The organism is Streptomyces sp. NPDC001617, from assembly GCF_053596855.1.
Window position 1 is genome coordinate 126231 of the sequence record NZ_JBSFHA010000006.1, and the last position, 17477, is coordinate 143707.

A 17477-nucleotide genomic window follows, 5' to 3' on the forward strand; every position below is an offset into this window, starting at 1 on the left:
CTCTGCTCGCACACTCAACGTTATGCAGGTAATTACCTGCATGTCAATCCCGCCACCACCGGGCGGCCGTCCCCGGACGGCTCGGTCAGCCCGGCGAGCCGGCCTCGGCGCAGGGGTGACACGGAACGAGATCCAGGCGTCCGGCGGGAGGTCGGGCCGGTTCGGTACCGGTCGCGTCTCCTCCGACCAGGCGTCCGGGGCGAGTTCGGCGGCGGCGTGGCGCCAGAAGCGGACCGCGGGCTCGTTGTCGTACTGGAAGGCGACCTCCCACGGGCCGGGGTGACGCTCGACGACCTCGCGAACCGCCCGGACGCCGATGCCCTCGCGCCGCGCGCCGCGTACCACGAAGAAGCTGTTCAGTACGCGTGTCGGACCGGTGAGGCCGCGGACGAACGCGAAGCCGAGGGGACGTCCGTCACGGACGAACAGGTACGGCTCGCGGTCCGCCTCCGTGAAGGCCTCGGCGACCCGGTCGCTGCGGAACGTCCCGTCGGGATGGGGCAGTACGCCCAGGAACCCCGACAGGTCGTGACGGAACATCAGCCACAGCCGCTCCACGGTCGGGCGGTCTTCGGCGGTCGCGAGGCGGACGGACATGTCGGGCACGGGGGCTCTCCTGCGGTGCGTCGATCGGTCTCGGGCATGAGAAAAGCCTCTCCGGGCGGACATCCGTCCGGCCGGAGAGGCTTCATGGATGACGAGAACCCAGCGCAGGTACGGCAGTCGGGGCGAACCCTTTTCCCTCAGGCGCCGGCCGGCTCCGGGTTCGCCGGTTCGGGTGTCAGGTACTCCTCCGTGATCTCCTTCGGGCCGAATGGCCACACCTTCTCGAAGCGGGCCCACAGCACGTACGCGACACAGCCGAGGGCGAGCCAGGCCAGCGACCACTCGATGGGGTGACGGCCCGGGGAGTTCTTGTCCGCGTAGCCGTAGATCACGCACCAGCCGACGAAGGCGACGATGCTCGGCACCGGGTAGAGCCACATCCGGTACGGGCGGTTCAGCGTCGGCTGGCGTTTGCGCAGGACGCTCAGCGCCAGGATCTGGGCCAGCGCCTGGACGATCACCATCACCGTGGTGAGGAGCTGGATCAGGGTCGCCAGATCGGTGTGCCGGCCGATCAGGAAGCCGATCGCGGTGATCACCCCCATGGTCGCCAGGCCCAGCATCGGGAAGCGGTGCTTGGGGTGCAGCTTGGCGTAGGGGCGGAAGAAGACCCGTTCACGGGCCGCGTCGTACGGGACGCGCGAGCCGCCGAGCAGGCCGGTGAAGACCGAGGCGAAGGCCGTGATCAGGATCAGGACGGTGACGGTGTCGGCGGCGCCCTTGCCCCATGTCTTCTCCAGCACCGCCGAGGCCACCGAGGTGGAGGCGATGTCCTTAGGGTCGATCATGCGGTGCCAGTCGATGACGCCGAGGGTGCCGATCTGCAGCAGCAGGTAGATCGCCATGATGCCGAGGATCGAGTAGACGATCGAGCGGGGCAGGTTGCGGCCCGGATCCTTGATCTCCGCGCCCATGTAGGCCGTGGTGTTGTAGCCGAGGTAGTCGTAGATGCCGATGGTCAGGCCGCCCGCGAAGCCCAGCCAGAAGCCGCTGCTGCCCAGGTCGAAGGCGTGCGCCGGGTAGGTGAAGGCGAGGTGGCCGCTGAAGTCGGTCGCGGCGGCCAGGATGACCAGGAACACCGAGGCGATCATGACCGCCCACATCACGGTCGTGATCCGGGCGATGTGCTCGATGCCCCGCCACAGCAGGACGATCACCAGCGCGATGACCCCCAGGCCGATCAGGTCGCCGGAGGTCTGCCCCAGGTCGGGGGCGAGGTAGCCGAGGTACTGGACGAAGCCGACCACACCGGTCGACATGATCAGCGGGATGAAGAGCATCGCCGTCCAGACGAACAGGAACGGCATCAGCCGGCCGGTGCGGTACTGGAAGGCCTGGCGCAGATAGACGTAACTGCCGCCGGAGCCGGGCATCGCGGCGCCGAGCTCGGCCCACACCAGCCCGTCGGCGAGCGCGAGGATCGCCCCCGCGACGAAGCCGATCACGGCCTGCGGTCCGCCGAAGGCGGCGACCATCAGCGGGATCGTGACGAACGGGCCGATGCCGCACATCTGGCTCATGTTGATGGCCGTGGCCTGGAACAGGCCGACACGGCGGACGAAGCCACCACTGGGTGGCGGGCTACCGGACATGGGGGCTCCTGACGGTGGGTGCGATGCGAGAGGGATGAGGTACGGCGCGTGCGGGCCGGTATCCGGTGGCTGACTGGCCGATAAAGTTAAGGAGCCTTACTTGATGCGTCAAGAGGGGATTCCGCGTGGGCGAGAATGGTGCGATGGCCGCCGGTGACGTCGTAACACAACAGGAACAGCCCTGGAACCGGCAGCGGCTGCGCTCCACCAACGAGCGGCTGCTCCTGGACCGGCTGCGCTCCACCGGCCCCGCCTCGCGCGCCCAACTGGCCCGCGACACCGGCCTGTCCAAGCCGACGGTCTCCAGCGCCCTCGCCGCGCTGGCGTCGGCCGGCCTCGTCCATGAGGTCGGCACCCTCGCCCCCGAGCGCGGCCGTACGGCGGTCCTGTACGCACCGGACCCGGCGGCCGGTTACGCCCTGGGCATCGACGTCGGCCGCGGCTGGCTGCGGGTCGCGGTGGCCGACCTGGACGGCTCCGTCGTCGCCCGGTCCGATGTACGCAACCGGGCCCGCAGCTCGGGCGCGATGGCCGACCTGGTGGTGGCGACGGCCCGGCAGGTGGTGGCCGGTTCGGGGGTGGCGCCGGACGAGGTGGTGCACGCGGTGGTGGGCACGCCCGGCGTGTACGACGAGCAGCAGCGCCGGGTCCGGTACGCGATGCATCTGCCGGGCTGGGGGCGCGCCGGGCTCTTCGACCGGATGCGGGCGGAGCTGGGCGTCCCCCTGGAGGTGCACAACGACGCCAATCTGGCCGCGCTCGGCGAGTACACGTACGGGGTCGGGGCGGGGAGCCGGCTGTTCGCGTACATCCTGATCGGCACCGGTCTCGGTATGGGTGTGGTGAGCGACGGGCGGCTGTTCACCGGGGCGCACGGTCTGGCGGGCGAGATCGGGTTCCTGCCGTGGCCGGGACAGCAGAAGCCGAAGCGGCTGGAGGACGCGGTGTCGGGGGTGGCCGTGGTGGAGGCGGCGCGCCGGTTCGGCATGAGCGGGCAGCTCACCGCGAAGGCCGTGTTCGACGCGGCCCGGCAGGGAAACGACGCCGCGGTCAAGGCGGTTCAGCTGGAGGGCGAGCGGATCGCGCACACGGTGGCCGCAGCCGCGGCCGTGCTCGACCCGGATCTGGTGGTCCTCGGCGGCGGGGTCGGCCACAGCGTGGACCTGCTGCTGAAGCCGGTGCGCGACAACCTGCGGGCACTGACGCCGCTGCGGCCGAAGGTCGCGCCCAGCCGACTGGGCGAGGACGCGGTCCTGCTGGGCGCGGTCGCCACGGCTCTCGGCACCGCGCGGGACGTGGTGTTCGAGCGCCGATCGGCAGCTTCCTGAACAAGTCCCGCCCGCGGCGCGGTGATTGACACGGCCTGCTCGGCGTCCTAGCGTGACCGAAGTTAGTAAAGTTTCCTAACTTTACGAAGGGGCTGGAGACTCCGTGAACAGACACCGTCTCGCCACGGCCGCCGTAGTCCTGGGTCTGTTGGGTTCCCTGACGACCAGCGCCTGGGCCGGGCCCCACCACCATCGGGCCGGCCCACCCGGCCGACCGACCCGTGTCTCCTCCGCGCCGGGCAGCGCGATCGCCCTGTCCGGCTACACCATCCAGTCGACGGCCAAGGTGTCCGACACCGCGTCCGACATCTCCTCCCCCGGATACCCGGCGACCGGCTGGTACCCGGCCGGCCCGCGCTCCACCGTTCTGGCCGCCCTGCTCGCCGACGGCGTGTACGCGGACCCCTTCTACTCGACCAACCAGAAGAAGATCCCGAAGGCCGACTTCCAGGTCCCCTGGTGGTACCGCTCCGACTTCACGGTCGCCGACACCGCCGAGCGCACCTACCTCGACTTCAGCGGCGTGATCTCGGCGGCCGACGTCTACGTCAACGGCAAGCAGATCGCCACCACCAAGGACATCACCGGCGCGTACACCGACCACGAACTGGACGTGACCTCGCTCGTGCGCTCCGGCACGAACACGGTCGCCTTCCGCATCCAGCCCAACGACCCGAACAAGAACCTCACCATGGGCTGGATCGACTGGCTCCAGCCACCGCCCGACGAGAACATGGGCATCGTGCGGGACGTCCTGGTACGCCGCGGCGGACCGGTCGCCCTGCGCGACGCTCACGTGATGACCAAGCTGGACGTGCCGTCGCTCACGTCCGCCGACCTGACGGTCAGGGCGCAGGCGCGCAACGACTCCGACACACCGGTGACGACGGCCGTCTCCGGCGGCATCGGCGCGACGGCGTTCCAGAAGACCGTCACCCTGGCCGCGCACGAGACCAAGACCGTCACCTTCACCCCGTCCGACACGCCGGGCCTGCACCTCACGTCGCCCAGGGTGTGGTGGCCGGCGGGCATGGGCGGCCAGCCCCTGTACGACCTGAACCTCACCGCCTCCGTCTCCGGCACCCCCTCGGACACCGCGCACGAGACCTTCGGCATCCGCGACGTCCAGGCGCCGCTGAACTCCGACGGCGCCCGGCAGTACCGCGTCAACGGCCGCAAGTTGCTGATCAAGGGCGGTGGTTGGTCGCCGGACGAGTTCCTGCGCTGGGACCGCACCTATGTCGAGGACCGTCTGAAGTACGCCCTCGACCTCGGCCTGAACACCATCCGCCTGGAAGGCCATCTGGAACCGGACGAGTTCTTCGACCTGGCCGACCGCTACGGCGTCCTCACGCTGCCCGGCTGGGAGTGCTGCGACAAGTGGGAGGGCCAGGTCAACGGCGACGAGTCCGGCGAGAAGTGGACCGCCGCCGACTATCCGGTCGCCAAGGCGTCGATGGCCGCCGAGGCCGCCCGGCTGCGCGACCACCCGAGCGTGATCTCCTTCCTGATCGGCAGCGACTTCGCGCCGGACGCGACGATCGAGAAGAACTACCTCGACGCCCTGAAGTCGGCCGACTGGCCGAACCCGGTGGTCGCCGCCGCCTCCGACAACTCCTCGCCGCAGCTGGGCAGTTCGGGCATGAAGATGACCGGCCCGTACGACTGGATCCCGCCGGACTACTGGTACGCCAAGCGCGAGGGCGGCGCCACCGGCTTCAACTCCGAGACCAGCGCGGGACCCGACATCCCCACGCTCGACACCCTGCGCCGCATGATGACGCCGGCCGAGCTGGACACGCTCTGGCAGAACCCGAACGCCAAGCAGTACCACCGCTCCCCGTCGTCGACCTTCGGCACGCTCAAGCTCTACGACAACGCCCTCACCGGCCGCTACGGCGCCCCGACGAGCCTGACCGACTACGTCAGGAAGGCCCAGCTCGCCCAGTACGAGAACGTCCGCGCCCAGTTCGAGGCGTACGGGCGGGGCGCCACCGACTCCTCGAAGCCGTCGACCGGCGTCGTCTACTGGATGTTCAACAGCGGCTGGACCTCGCTGCACTGGCAGCTGATGGACCGTTACCTCGACCAGGGCGGCGCCTACTTCGGGGCGAAGAAAGCCAATGAACCGCTGCACATCCAGTACTCCTACGACGACCGCTCGGTGGACGTCCTCGACAGCCGGCCTACGGCGGCCTCGGGACTGACGGCCCGGGCGACCCTGTTCAATCCCGACGGCACCCAGAAGTACGACAAGACCGTCACGGGCCTCAAGGTGGACGGCGACGGTGCGCACACCACCGCGCTCACGCTGCCCGCGTCGGTGAGCGGGCTGTCGACGACGTATCTGGCCCGTCTGACGCTGACCGACGCCTCCGGCAAGGAGGTCAGCCGGAACGTCTACTGGCTCTCCACCAAGCCGGACACCCTCGACTGGGCCAACACCGACTGGTATTACACACCGACGACCAGCTACGCCGACCTGAAGGGACTCTCCTCGATGGCCCAGGTCCCCGTGTCGGCAACGGCGTCGACGGTGTCCGCGGGCAGCACGTCCACCACCACGGTGACCCTGCGCAACACGGGAAGCGGGAAGACGCCGTCGCTGCTGACCGACGTACACCTCGTGGACGCCAAGGGACAGCCGGTGCTGCCGGTTCAGTGGTCGGACGACGAAGTGAGCCTGTGGCCGGGTGAGTCGGTGACGCTGACCGCCACCTGCCGGACCTCGGATCTGCACGGCGACGCGCCGCACATCAGGGTCTCCGGCTGGAACACCCGGGAGCTGACGGTTCCGGCGGGGTGACCCCGTGGGGCCCGGTGCGGCCGGGCCCCACGGACGTCAGCTGACGTTGAGCGCCGTGTCGTCGATGACGAAGGACGTCTGCAGGGTGGAGCCCTCGGTACCGGTGAACTTGAGGGTGACCGTCTGCCCCGCGTAGCTCGCCAGGCTGAAGCTGCGCTGGGTGTAGCCGCTGGCGGCGTTCAGGTTGGAGTAGGTCGCCAGGGTGCCCAGGACGGTCCCGGAGCTGTTGAGGACCTGGACCTTGAGCGTGTCGTACGCCGTGCTGGTGCTGGTCTCCGCCGTGTCGATGTGCAGATAGAAGCTGAGCGCGGCGGTGGTGCAGTCGGACGGGATGGTCACCGACTGGGAGAGCGTGTCGGTGGTGGCGGAGCCGTAGCCGTCCAGCCAGGCGTAGTACGAGCCCGTACGGGCCGACTCGCTGCTGGAGTTGGTGATGACGCCGCTGGTGGCGCTCCAGGTGGTGTTGCCCGACTCGAAGCCGTTGTTGCCGAGCAGCTGGGCGGCGGTGCAGGTGCCGGAGCCGCCGCCACCCCCACCGCTGCTGCCGCTCGCGCCGGCCAGCCACTCGGTGGCGTTGAGGGCGAGGGCGGCGTTGGTGGCGCCGGAGTCGTTCCAGCCGTCGTAGAGGGTGTTGCCGGACTGGCCGGTACCGTCGTCGATGGGCGAGCTGTCGCCCCAGAAGGCAACGCGGCCGCTGCCGAAGGTGCTGGTCAGGAAGAAGGCGCCGGTGTTGCCGGAGTAACCCGTGCGGTAGAGCAGGCCCTTGACGTTCGAGTTGTCCGAGGGCTTGAGGGTGGCGGTGGTGCCGCTCGCGATCAGGCTCTTGGTGACGGTACCGAAGGAGCCGTGCAGGACCGGGTCGCTGCTGTCGCTGATGGCCGACGGGTAGTCGGAGCTGATGCTCAGCGAGTCGATCGAGAACCCGAACGGGTCGGTCGAGTCGACGCTGTTGTTGGTCATCAGGTCGTTGAGGATCTCGACCGCGTCCTCGCCGTCGTTGTTGCGGTCGGCGCCCGTGTGGTCGGAGATCATGAACAGACCGCCGCCGTTGTTGACGAAGTTCATGATCGCCGTCTTCTCGGCGGTGGTGAACAGGGTGTTGGGCTCCGGCAGGACCAGGGTGTCGAAGTTCGACAGGTCGGTCGTGGACGAACCGCCGTAAGTGAGGGCGCTGGTGGCGGTCTTGAGGCTGTAGCTGCCGGTCTTCTGCAGGTCGACGCCCCACGAGGACAGCGCGCCCGTCCAGTCGGTCTCGGCGGACGGGGACGAGTCCTGGGCCAGCGGGTCGGGCTTGCTGGTGGAGATGATCCAGTCGGCGTTGCCTGCCTCTTCGGCGTGGCCGTCGTCGAACAGGATGCGGTGGGTGGTGGCCGCGTGGGCGTGGGTGGCACCGACCGTGGTCTGGAGAGCGGCGCCCGTGGCGAGCAGACCGAGGGCGGCGAGGGCCGTAGCGAGTCTGTGGCGGGGTCTGGAACGAGTGAGCATCCGGCGTACCTCCGTGAGGGGTTGGGGACGAAAGCCGTGCGGGATGCGGCCCTACACGCGTAGACAAAGGGCATCTGCGCGCGTAGACATCCGGTCGCACGCTAGCCGTGCTACCGAACGGTTGAACGGTACATGGCAGAACAGGAGCTGAACAGCTGTCACCGGACCCTCTTGACCGAAGCGGAACGGACTGTCCCTCCCCGCAGAGGGCATCCGCATACTGCGGGGGCCTTGACAAAGAGGGGCGGAGATGGAGATCTCAGGCATCATCAGTGCCATCCTCATCGGGATCATCATCGGTGTGCTGGGCCGGCTGGTCGTTCCGGGCCGCCAGCACATCGGGATTCTGCTGACGATTCTCGTCGGCATCGTGGCCGCGCTGCTCGGCGCGGCGATCGCCAATGCCTTCGGCGTCGCCGACACCAAGGGCATCGACTGGATCGAGTGGCTCATCCAGATCGGCCTCGCCGCACTCGGCGTCGCCGCGCTGGACCGGACACGGGCACGCCGCTGACGGCGGCCGGAGCGCCGGTGTACTGACCGCGTCGGCCTGGGCGTGGCTCGTGGGCGCCTCGCCCGGGCCTGGTAGCCAGGCCCGCCGACGCGGCTCCCCTCGGCAGTCGGCGGGCCCGCTGCCTCGACCGAGCGCCGTCAGCGGGAGAGTCGGGCGCTGCGGGAGGCTGTCCCCCAGGTGGTGTTTCCACTGCTGAGGCTGCCAGTGGGGGCGGATCGTGAGGCGGGGCCGTTCGGCCCTCGACTCCGGTCCGAACGGCCCCAGTTGGGACTTCAACGTCGCGCCGTCAGCGCGGCGATGCCTTCGCGGCAGGAAGGGAACTCGGGGGTCCAGCCCAGCTCCCGTTCCGCCTTGGCCGAGGACACGCGCATGTTCGTCGTGAACATCGTGTGCGCGTAGGACATCGGCCTGGTCAGCCAGAGCGGCACGGTCAGCGGCTTCGGCAGGCCGAACTCCTCGGCCACGCACAGGACATGGGCGCGGAAGCCGAGTGGGGTGCGGTCGGTGATGTTGTACGCCTGTCCGGGGCGGCCGCGTTCGACCGCGGCGGCCACCGCGCGCGCCGCGTCGGTGAGGTCGATCCACGGCAGGACCCTGCCGCGGTCGTCGGGGGCGGGCAGCTGCCGCTTGCGCAGCATGGGCAGGACGGCGTCGGTGCCGCCGGGGCCGTAGAACAGGCCGAACCTCAGGGCGATGCCCTCCAACCCGGCCGCCTCGAAGGTGAGTTGCTCCTTGATGCGCATGCCCTCGACGTGCCGCTCCAGTTCCGGGTCGGTGCCGCGCGGACCGAAGGGGTCGTCCTCGGTGAGGGTGTGGGTGCCGAAGTCCCCGTAGCCGTAGCCGAAGACCATCGACTCGCTGACGAAGCGGCGGGCGCCGGTGGCCCGGGCGGCCTCGACGAGGTGCTTGGTGCCGTCGATGCGCAGCGCGTCCGTGGCGTGCATGTCGCGGTGGCGCATGGGCGCCTTGTGCAGGGCGGTGGCGGCGTGGATGACGGTGTCGAAGTGCTGTCCGTCGACGGCGCGCAGCAGGGCGTCCCGGTCCATGAGGTCGGCCCGTACGCCGTTGGCCGGTCCGCGGCCGAGCCCGGTGACCTTGTGGCCGGACTCGGTGAGCGCGCGGATGATGTGACCTCCGAGGACGCCGCTGGCGCCCGCGAGGAGGATGCTCTGGTTGCTCTGGTTCGTCGTCATGACCATGCGACGGATCGGGTCGCCGCGGATGTGACATCCCCGCGGAAGCGACCCGCGCTACGGGGTGTACGTGTGCGGAATCGTCGTGGTCAGCGGCTCGAAGCCGAGCCGTTCGAGGATCGGGCGGCTCTGGCTGGAGGCGTCGACCTGGAGGTAGCGGTAGCCGCGGTCGAGGGCGGCGCGGCCGCGATGGGCGACCAGGGCGCGGTAGATGCCGCGCCCGCGCCAGGCCTCGACGGTGCCACCGCCCCACAGCCCCGCGAACCGGGTGCCGGGCACCAGCTCCATACGGGCGGAGCTCACCGGCTCGTCGCCGGCCAGGGCGACGACGGCGACGATCGTGTCCGGCTCGCCCGTGATCTGGGCCAGCAACTGGTGGCGCATCCGGGTGCCGTCCTTTCCGAACGCCTTCTCGTGCACGTCGACCACGAGGTCGACGCCCGCCGCGTCGGTGACCGGCAGTACGCGGATGCCCTCGGGCGGCTCGGCGTCGAGGTCGAGGCCGGCGACCTCGGCGATCATCAGCGTCTCCTCGGGCTCGGCCTCGAACCCCGCTGCCCGCAGCCGCTCCCCCAGGTCCACCGGCAGGTCGTGCCCGTAGAGCTTCCACTCGAACTCGCGGCCGAGCCCGGAGTAGTAGGCGATCTGCTCGGCGATCGCCGCGTCCGCGCTCGTCTCGTCCAGGTCGGACCAGACCACGGCGTTCCAGCCCTGGGCGGAGGCCACCTGGCGCACCACACGGCCGACCCTTTCGACACGCACGTCGGGGCTGCCCGGCTGGGCGCCTTCGCGCATGTCCCGGTCGAAGAGGGCGAGCACCCCAGCATGATCCATGTGATCACTCCAGCACCAGGAGGCGACTGCGGCAACAGGTTTACGAGCCGTCGTGCGGCCGGACGGCCGCGAGATACGCGGTGAGCCGGTCGCGGTTGCGGGCCAGGCAGTCGATGCGGGCCTGGATGCGGTCGATGTGGGCCTGCAGGAGTGCGGCGGTCTCGTCGGTGAGCAGGCCGGCGGGGAGCAGGATCTCCTGTGGGCAGGAGAGGGCCGCGGCGACGGTCTACACGTCCGGTGAGCACTGCCCGATGTGTGCGGCCGCGCACGCCTGGGCGGGCCTCGGGCGGATCGTGTATGTGGCCTCGTCGGAGCAACTGTCCTCCTCGCTGGCCGAGTTGGGGGTTCCCGCGCCGCCGGTGGGGACACTGCCGGTGGGCGAGGTGGCACCGGGTGTGGTGGTGGACGGGCCGGTGCCGGAGCTGGTGGAGGAGGTGCGCGCTCTGCACGTCCGCTTCCACCGCGGGGAGGGGTGAGGCCGGCCCGTCGCGCCCGAGATGCAGCGGTCCGGCCGTAGTGCCTACGATCTACGGACAAGCAGACCAGGTGGCCGGCCCGGTCTCCTCCAACGGGAGGAGGCGCTTGCTCTTGCTGCGCGCACATCGGCTGATGACCGCTCATGTCGCGCTGGTCGCGGTCGCCACGATCGTCCGCATGACGATGCCCGCCGTGCGCGCTCCGGCGTGGGCGGTGATCGGGCTCGCCGGTATCGCCGCCGTGCTCATCGGCGCGCATGTGCGTCGGCCCGCCCATCGCCGGCCCTGCTGGCTGCCGACCGCCGGGCTGTTCACGTTCATCGCGGACGCCGGCCGTCTCGCCACCTGTCCGCTGTCCGCCGCGGGTCTTGCGCTGCCGGTGTGGGTGAACCTGATGCAGCCGGCCGCGGGGCCCCACCTCTACTCCGGCCCCTCCCCTACGGCGTCCCCGGCGACGGCACTCGCGGGCCTGGATGTCGACGACCGGCGCGGTGACGCGCTCCGCGCCGACAACCACCACTGGACGGTGCGCGTGCTGGACCACCTCGACGGCCTGGACGCGGTCGCCGCGTTCCTGTGGGAGAGGGCATCCATGTCACGCCGGCCGCCTGTCCCCACGGCGCTGAACTCCGACACCGACATCGACCGGCCGAACGGCACGCTGACCCGGCCGGCCGCACGCTTCCCGCTGAAGCCGAAGGGCTGAGACGGCATGACGACACACAACGACGACGTGGACTGGGACAGCTGGCCGGTCGTGGACTACCTCGCGGAGAACTACCGCGACGTGCACCCGTCCGACGCCGCGGTCATCGCCCATCACTCCGCCTTCTACCGGCGCCTCGCCCCGGACTCCCTGGCCCGCTCGGTCGAGTTCGGGGCGGGCCCCAACCTGTACCCGCTGATCCTCGCGGCCGCCGCGAGCCGCCGTATCGAGGCCGTCGAGGCGGGTGCCGGCAACGTCGCCTATCTGGAGCGGCAGATCGTGTGCGGGCAGGAGGCCAGCTGGCTGCCGTTCCACGCGCTGTGCCGGCGTTTGAACCCCGACCTGCCCGCCACCCTGGCCCGGGCGCTGGCACACGTCCACGTCGTCCACGCCGATGTCCGCGAACTCACCCCCGGCGGCTACGACTTGGCGTCGATGCACTTCGTGGCCGAGGGCGCCACCGAGGACCTGGCGGAGTTCGCCGACTTCTGCCGCACCTTTGTGCGCTGCGTGGTCCCGGGCGGGTGGCTGGTGGCCGCCTTCATGGAGAACATGCCCACCTACCGCATCGGCCCGGCGTCCCGCTGGCCCGGCTGTCCGGTGGACCCGGGGACGGTCACACGGGTGTTCGCCCCACTGACCCGGGAGTTGACGGTCACCCGCATCGATGCCGACCCGACGTCGCCCGACTACGGGGACTCGGGGACGGTGCTGCTGACGGCGGTGGCGCGCTAGGCGAGCTGCGGCGTGGCGGTCTCGGGCGTACGGCCGTGGAGTGGGGCACCCGACCACAGGGCTCGGTGGTGCGGTGGTCGGGCACGTGGTTCACGGTTCGGGCACGCGGTTCACGGTGGCGGAGGCCCCGCCGGGCTCCCTCCGGCGGGGCCTTCCGTCGTACGAGGCGCGTCCGCTCAGCGCGTCGCCCGTCCGCGAAAGCGGCGGTGGAGCGCGGTGCCGGCCAGGATCAGCCCGGCGCTCGCGACCGCCGCGGGGAGCGTCTCGTCGGCGCCGGTGTGGGCGAGGGAGGCCGCGGCCCGCGGTCCGGGGGGCGGCTCGGGCGGACTGGTCCGCTGCGGGGCCGGGGCGACGGGGTGGTGAGGGTGGTCGCCGGAGGCATTGACGGACGTGTTGCCGGTGGCGGCGTTCCCCGCGCCGACCACGCTCACCGTGTTGCCGCTGACGTTCACCGGCAGGTGGACCGGGAGCTGGATGACGTTGCCGGAGAGGATGCCCGGCGAATCCTTTCCGCTGCCGTGGGCCGCACTGCCGCGGTCCGCGTCGCCGGGCCCCGCGGGTACGCCGCCCGGCACCCCGTGGCCGCCCTCGTCGGCGCAGCTGTTGCCCGCGGCCGGGTTGAGGAGTCCGACCACGTTCACGGTGTTCCCGCACACGTCGACCGGCACATGGACCGGGAGCTGGACGGTGTTGCCGGAGATCAGGCCGGGCGAGCCGGCCGAGCCGCCGTCGGCCGTGGAGTCCGCGTGGGCGGGCGCTGCCAGCGCCATCGCGCCCGAGGCGGCGGCGACGGCGATCACACCGTTCCGGGTAACCCTTCGCATAGGTTCCCTGCCTTCCAGAGATGGTCGCGGGCCGCTGCCCGCACCGGAGCGCGGGCACGCGCCCGCACCACGTAAAACGCGGGCGAACCATCCGAGTTATGGCTTATCGGCCTTTCACTCCATCGAGCGGCACGGTTGTCGAACTAGCGGTAAAAACGTCGAGTATGCCCGGCGGGCGCACAGGGTAGGGCACGTCGGCCCGCCCCGCTCGCCCGGAGGCGGGGGCCGAACCGTCCGCTTATCGTGATCGAGGACGCCGTTCCTCCCCGGTCCGCGGCGGGCGTCCTTGGAGGCATTGATGCTTGCCGAGCTGTCAACGCGGTCCGTGGTGCGGCGCTGCGCACTCACCGGGGCCGTAGGTCTGGCCCTGCTCGCCGCGGGGCTTCCCACGGCGGCCGCGGACGGCACCGGACCCGACCTCTCGCGGTTCTACCGGCAGGAGGTCGCGTGGTCGCGGTGCAAGGGCGCGGACATGCCCAGGGATCTTCAGTGCGGCAAGGTCACCGTGCCTCTCGACTACGCCAGGCCCAAGGCCGGCACCCTCGACCTCGCGCTCGCCCGTTACACCTCCACGGCGAAGAAGAAGCGGGGTTCGGTGGTGCTGAACTTCGGCGGACCGGGCGGCGCGGGCGTCAGCGAACTCGCCGCCGACGGCGAGGACTTCATGGACCTCACGAACGAGTACGACGTGGTGAGCTTCGACCCGCGCGGCGTGGGCAGGTCCTCCCCCGTCAGCTGCGGCGACGGCTCCGACGAGACCGCGGCCGCACTCGACGAGACCGACCTCGGTGAACCGCAGTCTCTGCTCAGGGAGTTGAAGAAGGCGGCCGACCAGTGCGCGAAGCACTCGGGCCCGGTGCTCCCCCACATCGGCACGGTGAACGCCGCGCGCGACATGGACGTGATACGCCAGGCCCTCGGCGACAAGAAGCTCACCTACCTCGGTTTCTCCTACGGAACCCGGCTCGGCGCGGTCTATGCCGCCCAATTCCCCAAGAAGGTGGGCCGGTTGGTGCTCGACGGGGTGGACACGCTCACCGAGCCGATGTCCGAACAGGGAGTCGCGGGCGCCGAGGGCCAGCAGACGGCGCTCGACGACTTCATCACCTGGTGCGTCAAGGACGTCGCCTGCCCCTTCGGCCAGGACGAGCGCGCCGCCCGGGATCAGGTCGTACAACTCGTCGACTCGCTCGACCAGAACCCGGTACCGACCGACTTCGGCCAGGACTTCACCGGGCAGGACCTCGTGGGCGCCATCGGCCAGGCGCTGTACAGCAAGAGCCTCTGGCCGTCGCTGGAGCGCGCGCTCTCCCAACTCGTCGAGGACGGGGACACACGGGGGGTCATGAACTTCGCCACCGGCGGGGCCGGCCGGGCGGGGACCGGCGGCGGTCTCGTCGACGAGGACCAGGTACCGCTCGACAATCTTCCGGCGGCACTGATGGCGATCAACTGCGCGGACGATCCCGATCGCCCCGGCGCCGACCGGATCACCAAGGACCTCAACGAGCTGCGCGCCGAGTACCAGGAGGCCTCACCGGTCTTCGGCCGCTACCGGCTCACCGAGCTGCTGATGTGCTACGGCCGCCCCAAGGGCACCGACTTCATCCGCGACAAGGTGCGCGATGTGCACAGCGCGAAGATGCTCCTCGTGGGCACCCGTGGCGACCCCGCGACGCCGTACCGCTGGACCGTGGAGACGGCGAAACGGCTCGGTTCCTCCGCCGTGGTCCTCGACAACAGGGGCGAGGGGCACACCGGTTACGGCTCCTCGAAGTGCGTGCACGGAAAGGTCGACGACTTCCTGCTCTACGGCTCCCTGCCGCCGAACGGCAGCTCGTGCGGACCGGAGGAGGACGACTGAGTCACGCCTCCCAGTCGTACGCGAGACGGTGCAGGGCCCCGGCCGTCCGTAGGAACCCGTCGTCGCCCAGCAGCGCGCGCAGCTCGGCGTTGAACCGGTCGATCTCCGGCTGCGCGGCATCCAGGGCTGCTGCTCCGGCATGGGTCAACTCCAGGACCACTGCACGGTGTTGCCTCGGATGCGCCTGCTTCGAGAGCAGCCCCGCCTTGGCGAGGCGCCCCACGAGCGCCGTGACGGCGGACTCGCGCAGACCGAGGACACGGGCCAGCTCCTGCTGCGTCAGGCCGGGCTGCGCCTGTACGGCGAACAGCGCGCCGATCTGCGCGGTGGTGACGCCGGCGGCGGCGAGGCAGCGCCGGTCCACCGAGGTGCGCAGACGATGGGCCGCCCGCTGCAGCAGGAAGTAGAGACGCTGATCCGGCTCGGACATGGGCCGATCTTGACAGAGGCCATCGGCCCACGCCACTCTCACTTCACTGGTGAAGTGAGACGGAGGGTGGACGGGACGATGGATCTGGAGCTGGTCCGCAAGGCCCTGGGCGAGCAGCCCTTCAGCAGGCTGCTGGGCACCCGGCTGGTGGACTGCGGGGACGGCGGGGCCACGCTGGAGCTGGACATCCGTGAGGACCTGCTCCAGCAGTACGGCTTCGTCCACGGCGGTGTCCTGTCCTACCTGGCGGACAACACGCTGACCCTCGCCGCCGCCACGGTCGTGGGGCTCGGGGTGATCACGTCCGGGTTCACCATCGACTACCTCCGTCCGGCCACGGGCGCGGTGCTGCGCGCGGACGCCCAGGTGGTGCGGGCGGGGCGGACCCGTGTCGTGGTCCGCTGCGACGTCACGACGGTCGACGGCAGTGGGATGCGGACCCTCTGCGCCGTGGCACAGGGCAATGTCGCGGTGACCGAGTCGGCGGGCTCGGCCCGCTGACTTCGGAACTCCACCGCGACCCGCACGATCGGGCACGTCACCCAGTGGAAAGGGTGCCGGGCAGGGCCGGCACCAGGTACTCGCGGACGCCGGTCGGGTTCGAGGGACTCCGGGGCGTGCAACTCGCCGACCGCGACGTCCCGTTCACGCAGACCGGCACCTTGCGCAGCCTGCCGGCCTCGGAGTGGACGCCGTACGTCACATCGCCGACGCAGGCACCCGCCCAGTAGCCGAACGCCGGGAAGAAACCCAGGTATTCGCCGGCGAGCGTCGGGAGGGAGAGCTTGGCGGTGTCAGGGGCCCGGGTTTCCTTCTCGAGCCGCGTCATGAGACGTCCTGCGAGGGTCGGGCATCGGCTGGTGCGGCGATGCGGGAGACGCCATCCGGCGGCCCGAGAGCGATTGGCAATGGATTACGGCGAATGCCTGGTTCACTTCCTCCCCGTGCCAGCCCGGCGAAACGGTCCTATCGTGCTCTTATGGAGCACGATCTGAGTCCCTCAACCCTCTCCGAGCTCCGGCGCCCGCGCCCCTATCCGGCCGTGTCCGTGCTGACGCCGACACACCGCCGCGAGCCCGACAACGCTCAAGATCCGGTCCGGCTGCGCAATGTGGTGGCCGAGGCCAAGAAACAGCTGGAGTCCGACCCGGCGGTGAGCCGGGAACGGCGCTCCGACGTGGTCCACCAGCTCGACCAGGCCCTCGCGGAGGTGGATCTGGCGCATGCCGAGGACGGACTGGTGATCTTCGCCGCTCCGGGTGAGCACCAGGTCTGGTCGCTCGCCCGTGCCGTGCCCGAGCGCGTGGTCCTCTCGGACACCTTCCTGACCCGCAACCTGGTCTCCGCGCAGGCCGCTGAGCGGCCGTTCTGGGTGCTGTCGGTCTCCGCCGACCGGGTCACCCTGTGGAGCGGCGGCCCGGACCGCGTCACGGAGGAACGCACCGGCGGATACCCGATGAGCAGGACCCCGGAGAACTTCGACGCCGAGCGGCAGGAGCGCATCGGCGACATGCCGAGCACGTTCCGCGACGAGGGCACCCGGCACTTCCTGCGGGAGGCCGACGCCGCGATGGGCATGGTCCTGCGCGAACAGCCGCGGCCGCTCTACGTCACCGGTGAGCAGGCCGCTCTGTCCCTGCTGGACGAGGTGGGCAGCGTCACCAAGGAGGCCATGCACATCCCGCACGGCGGTCTCGCGCACGGCACGCCCGACGCCGTGTGGCAGGCGGTCCGTCCGATGGTGGCCGCCGAGGCCCGTCGCAGTACCGAGGCCGTCGCCCGGGAACTGGAGACGGCCCGTGGTCGCAAGTCGTTCGCGGCCGGTGTCGACGAGGTCTGGCAGAGCGCCCGCGAGGGCCGGGTACGGCTGCTCGCCGTGGAGGAGAACTACCGCGTGACGGTGCGCGACGTCCTCGGCGACCATCTGGTGCCCGCCGCGACCGGAGACCTCGACGCCCGCGAGGACATCGTGGACGAGATCGTCGAGCAGTGCCTGGAGACGGGCGCGGACGTCCGCTTCGTGCCGGACGGGACGCTGGCCGACGCGCGCGGGATCGCGGGCGTGCTGCGGTACTGAGACGAGG

General features: G+C 70.6%; 15 protein-coding genes and 2 pseudogenes. 9 read left to right on the forward strand and 8 right to left on the reverse strand.

What is annotated here, in order from left to right; translation table 11 throughout:
* Positions 1-99 precede the first annotated feature (99 nt).
* Both ACWC09_RS07170 and ACWC09_RS07175 read right to left on the reverse strand, forming a co-directional pair.
* Positions 100-606, reverse strand: a pseudogene (locus tag ACWC09_RS07170) (GNAT family N-acetyltransferase); the annotation flags it as partial.
* Positions 607-743: 137 nt separating this feature from the next.
* Complete coding sequence (locus ACWC09_RS07175) at positions 744-2198, reverse strand: APC family permease (protein ID WP_450849354.1); 1455 nt, start codon at positions 2196-2198, stop codon at positions 744-746.
* 143 nt (positions 2199-2341) lie between these two features.
* Between ACWC09_RS07175 and ACWC09_RS07180 the strand changes: the two genes are divergently transcribed.
* Entirely contained in the window at positions 2342-3526 is a 1185-nt protein-coding gene (locus ACWC09_RS07180) for an ROK family protein (RefSeq protein WP_450849571.1), read from the forward strand.
* A 103-nt stretch (positions 3527-3629) separates the two neighbouring features.
* Positions 3630-6332: a glycoside hydrolase family 2 protein gene (locus ACWC09_RS07185; protein WP_450849356.1), complete on the forward strand. Its 2703-nt coding sequence runs from the start codon at positions 3630-3632 to the stop codon at positions 6330-6332.
* 36 nt (positions 6333-6368) lie between these two features.
* On the opposite strand, the gene ACWC09_RS07190 is transcribed toward ACWC09_RS07185, so the two are convergent.
* The gene (locus ACWC09_RS07190; RefSeq protein WP_450849360.1) at positions 6369-7817 is read right to left on the reverse strand and encodes a hydrolase; all 1449 of its coding nucleotides are present in this window, start codon (positions 7815-7817) and stop codon (positions 6369-6371) included.
* 250 nt (positions 7818-8067) lie between these two features.
* Between ACWC09_RS07190 and ACWC09_RS07195 the strand changes: the two genes are divergently transcribed.
* Positions 8068-8331, forward strand: coding sequence for a GlsB/YeaQ/YmgE family stress response membrane protein (locus tag ACWC09_RS07195; protein WP_450849362.1), 264 nt, complete (start codon positions 8068-8070; stop codon positions 8329-8331).
* A gap of 272 nt (positions 8332-8603) precedes the next feature.
* Here ACWC09_RS07195 and ACWC09_RS07200 read toward each other — a convergent pair whose 3' ends face one another.
* Together ACWC09_RS07200 and ACWC09_RS07205 are read right to left on the reverse strand one after the other, a co-directional pair.
* Positions 8604-9524 carry an NAD-dependent epimerase/dehydratase family protein gene (locus ACWC09_RS07200; protein ID WP_450849364.1) on the reverse strand — a complete coding sequence of 307 codons (921 nt, stop codon included), beginning with the start codon at positions 9522-9524 and terminating at the stop codon, positions 8604-8606.
* Between the two features lie 57 nt (positions 9525-9581).
* A complete protein-coding gene (locus tag ACWC09_RS07205) occupies positions 9582-10358 on the reverse strand; it encodes a GNAT family N-acetyltransferase (RefSeq protein WP_450849366.1) in 777 nt (258 codons plus the stop codon).
* 203 nt (positions 10359-10561) lie between these two features.
* Here ACWC09_RS07205 and ACWC09_RS07210 point away from each other — a divergent pair.
* The 3 genes and pseudogenes from ACWC09_RS07210 to ACWC09_RS07220 all read left to right on the forward strand — a co-directional run.
* Positions 10562-10834: pseudogene (locus ACWC09_RS07210) on the forward strand (nucleoside deaminase); the annotation flags it as partial.
* 112 nt (positions 10835-10946) lie between these two features.
* The gene (locus tag ACWC09_RS07215; protein WP_450849368.1) at positions 10947-11540 is read left to right on the forward strand and encodes a hypothetical protein; all 594 of its coding nucleotides are present in this window, start codon (positions 10947-10949) and stop codon (positions 11538-11540) included.
* Between the two features lie 6 nt (positions 11541-11546).
* Entirely contained in the window at positions 11547-12275 is a 729-nt protein-coding gene (locus ACWC09_RS07220) for a class I SAM-dependent methyltransferase (RefSeq protein WP_450849370.1), read from the forward strand.
* 176 nt (positions 12276-12451) lie between these two features.
* Here ACWC09_RS07220 and ACWC09_RS07225 read toward each other — a convergent pair whose 3' ends face one another.
* Positions 12452-13099: a chaplin gene (locus ACWC09_RS07225; RefSeq protein WP_450849372.1), complete on the reverse strand. Its 648-nt coding sequence runs from the start codon at positions 13097-13099 to the stop codon at positions 12452-12454.
* 298 nt (positions 13100-13397) lie between these two features.
* On the opposite strand from ACWC09_RS07225, the gene ACWC09_RS07230 reads away from it, so the two are divergent.
* Complete coding sequence (locus ACWC09_RS07230; protein ID WP_450849374.1) at positions 13398-14963, forward strand: alpha/beta hydrolase; 1566 nt, start codon at positions 13398-13400, stop codon at positions 14961-14963.
* Between the two features lies 1 nt (position 14964).
* On the opposite strand, the gene ACWC09_RS07235 is transcribed toward ACWC09_RS07230, so the two are convergent.
* Positions 14965-15393, reverse strand: coding sequence for a MarR family winged helix-turn-helix transcriptional regulator (locus tag ACWC09_RS07235; protein ID WP_450849376.1), 429 nt, complete (start codon positions 15391-15393; stop codon positions 14965-14967).
* Positions 15394-15471: 78 nt separating this feature from the next.
* Here ACWC09_RS07235 and ACWC09_RS07240 point away from each other — a divergent pair, with 78 nt between their 5' ends.
* On the forward strand, positions 15472-15894 hold the full coding sequence (locus tag ACWC09_RS07240) for a PaaI family thioesterase (protein ID WP_450849378.1): 423 nt from the start codon (positions 15472-15474) through the stop codon (positions 15892-15894).
* 37 nt (positions 15895-15931) lie between these two features.
* Here ACWC09_RS07240 and ACWC09_RS07245 read toward each other — a convergent pair whose 3' ends face one another.
* A complete protein-coding gene (locus ACWC09_RS07245; RefSeq protein ID WP_450849573.1) occupies positions 15932-16222 on the reverse strand; it encodes a hypothetical protein in 291 nt (96 codons plus the stop codon).
* 150 nt (positions 16223-16372) lie between these two features.
* Between ACWC09_RS07245 and ACWC09_RS07250 the strand changes: the two genes are divergently transcribed.
* Positions 16373-17470, forward strand: coding sequence for a baeRF3 domain-containing protein (locus ACWC09_RS07250; RefSeq protein ID WP_450849380.1), 1098 nt, complete (start codon positions 16373-16375; stop codon positions 17468-17470).
* Positions 17471-17477: the final 7 nt, after the last annotated feature.

Coding starts and splice junctions, on each gene's coding strand:
- ACWC09_RS07175 (WP_450849354.1), bottom strand. CDS start 2,198: ATGTCCGGTAGCCCGCCACCCAGTGGTGGCTTCGTCCGCCGTGTCGGC.
- ACWC09_RS07180 (WP_450849571.1), top strand. CDS start 2,342: ATGGCCGCCGGTGACGTCGTAACACAACAGGAACAGCCCTGGAACCGG.
- ACWC09_RS07190 (WP_450849360.1), bottom strand. CDS start 7,817: ATGCTCACTCGTTCCAGACCCCGCCACAGACTCGCTACGGCCCTCGCC.
- ACWC09_RS07195 (WP_450849362.1), top strand. CDS start 8,068: ATGGAGATCTCAGGCATCATCAGTGCCATCCTCATCGGGATCATCATC.
- ACWC09_RS07200 (WP_450849364.1), bottom strand. CDS start 9,524: ATGACGACGAACCAGAGCAACCAGAGCATCCTCCTCGCGGGCGCCAGC.
- ACWC09_RS07205 (WP_450849366.1), bottom strand. CDS start 10,358: ATGGATCATGCTGGGGTGCTCGCCCTCTTCGACCGGGACATGCGCGAA.
- ACWC09_RS07220 (WP_450849370.1), top strand. CDS start 11,547: ATGACGACACACAACGACGACGTGGACTGGGACAGCTGGCCGGTCGTG.
- ACWC09_RS07225 (WP_450849372.1), bottom strand. CDS start 13,099: ATGCGAAGGGTTACCCGGAACGGTGTGATCGCCGTCGCCGCCGCCTCG.
- ACWC09_RS07230 (WP_450849374.1), top strand. CDS start 13,398: ATGCTTGCCGAGCTGTCAACGCGGTCCGTGGTGCGGCGCTGCGCACTC.
- ACWC09_RS07235 (WP_450849376.1), bottom strand. CDS start 15,393: ATGTCCGAGCCGGATCAGCGTCTCTACTTCCTGCTGCAGCGGGCGGCC.
- ACWC09_RS07240 (WP_450849378.1), top strand. CDS start 15,472: ATGGATCTGGAGCTGGTCCGCAAGGCCCTGGGCGAGCAGCCCTTCAGC.
- ACWC09_RS07245 (WP_450849573.1), bottom strand. CDS start 16,222: ATGACGCGGCTCGAGAAGGAAACCCGGGCCCCTGACACCGCCAAGCTC.
- ACWC09_RS07250 (WP_450849380.1), top strand. CDS start 16,373: ATGGAGCACGATCTGAGTCCCTCAACCCTCTCCGAGCTCCGGCGCCCG.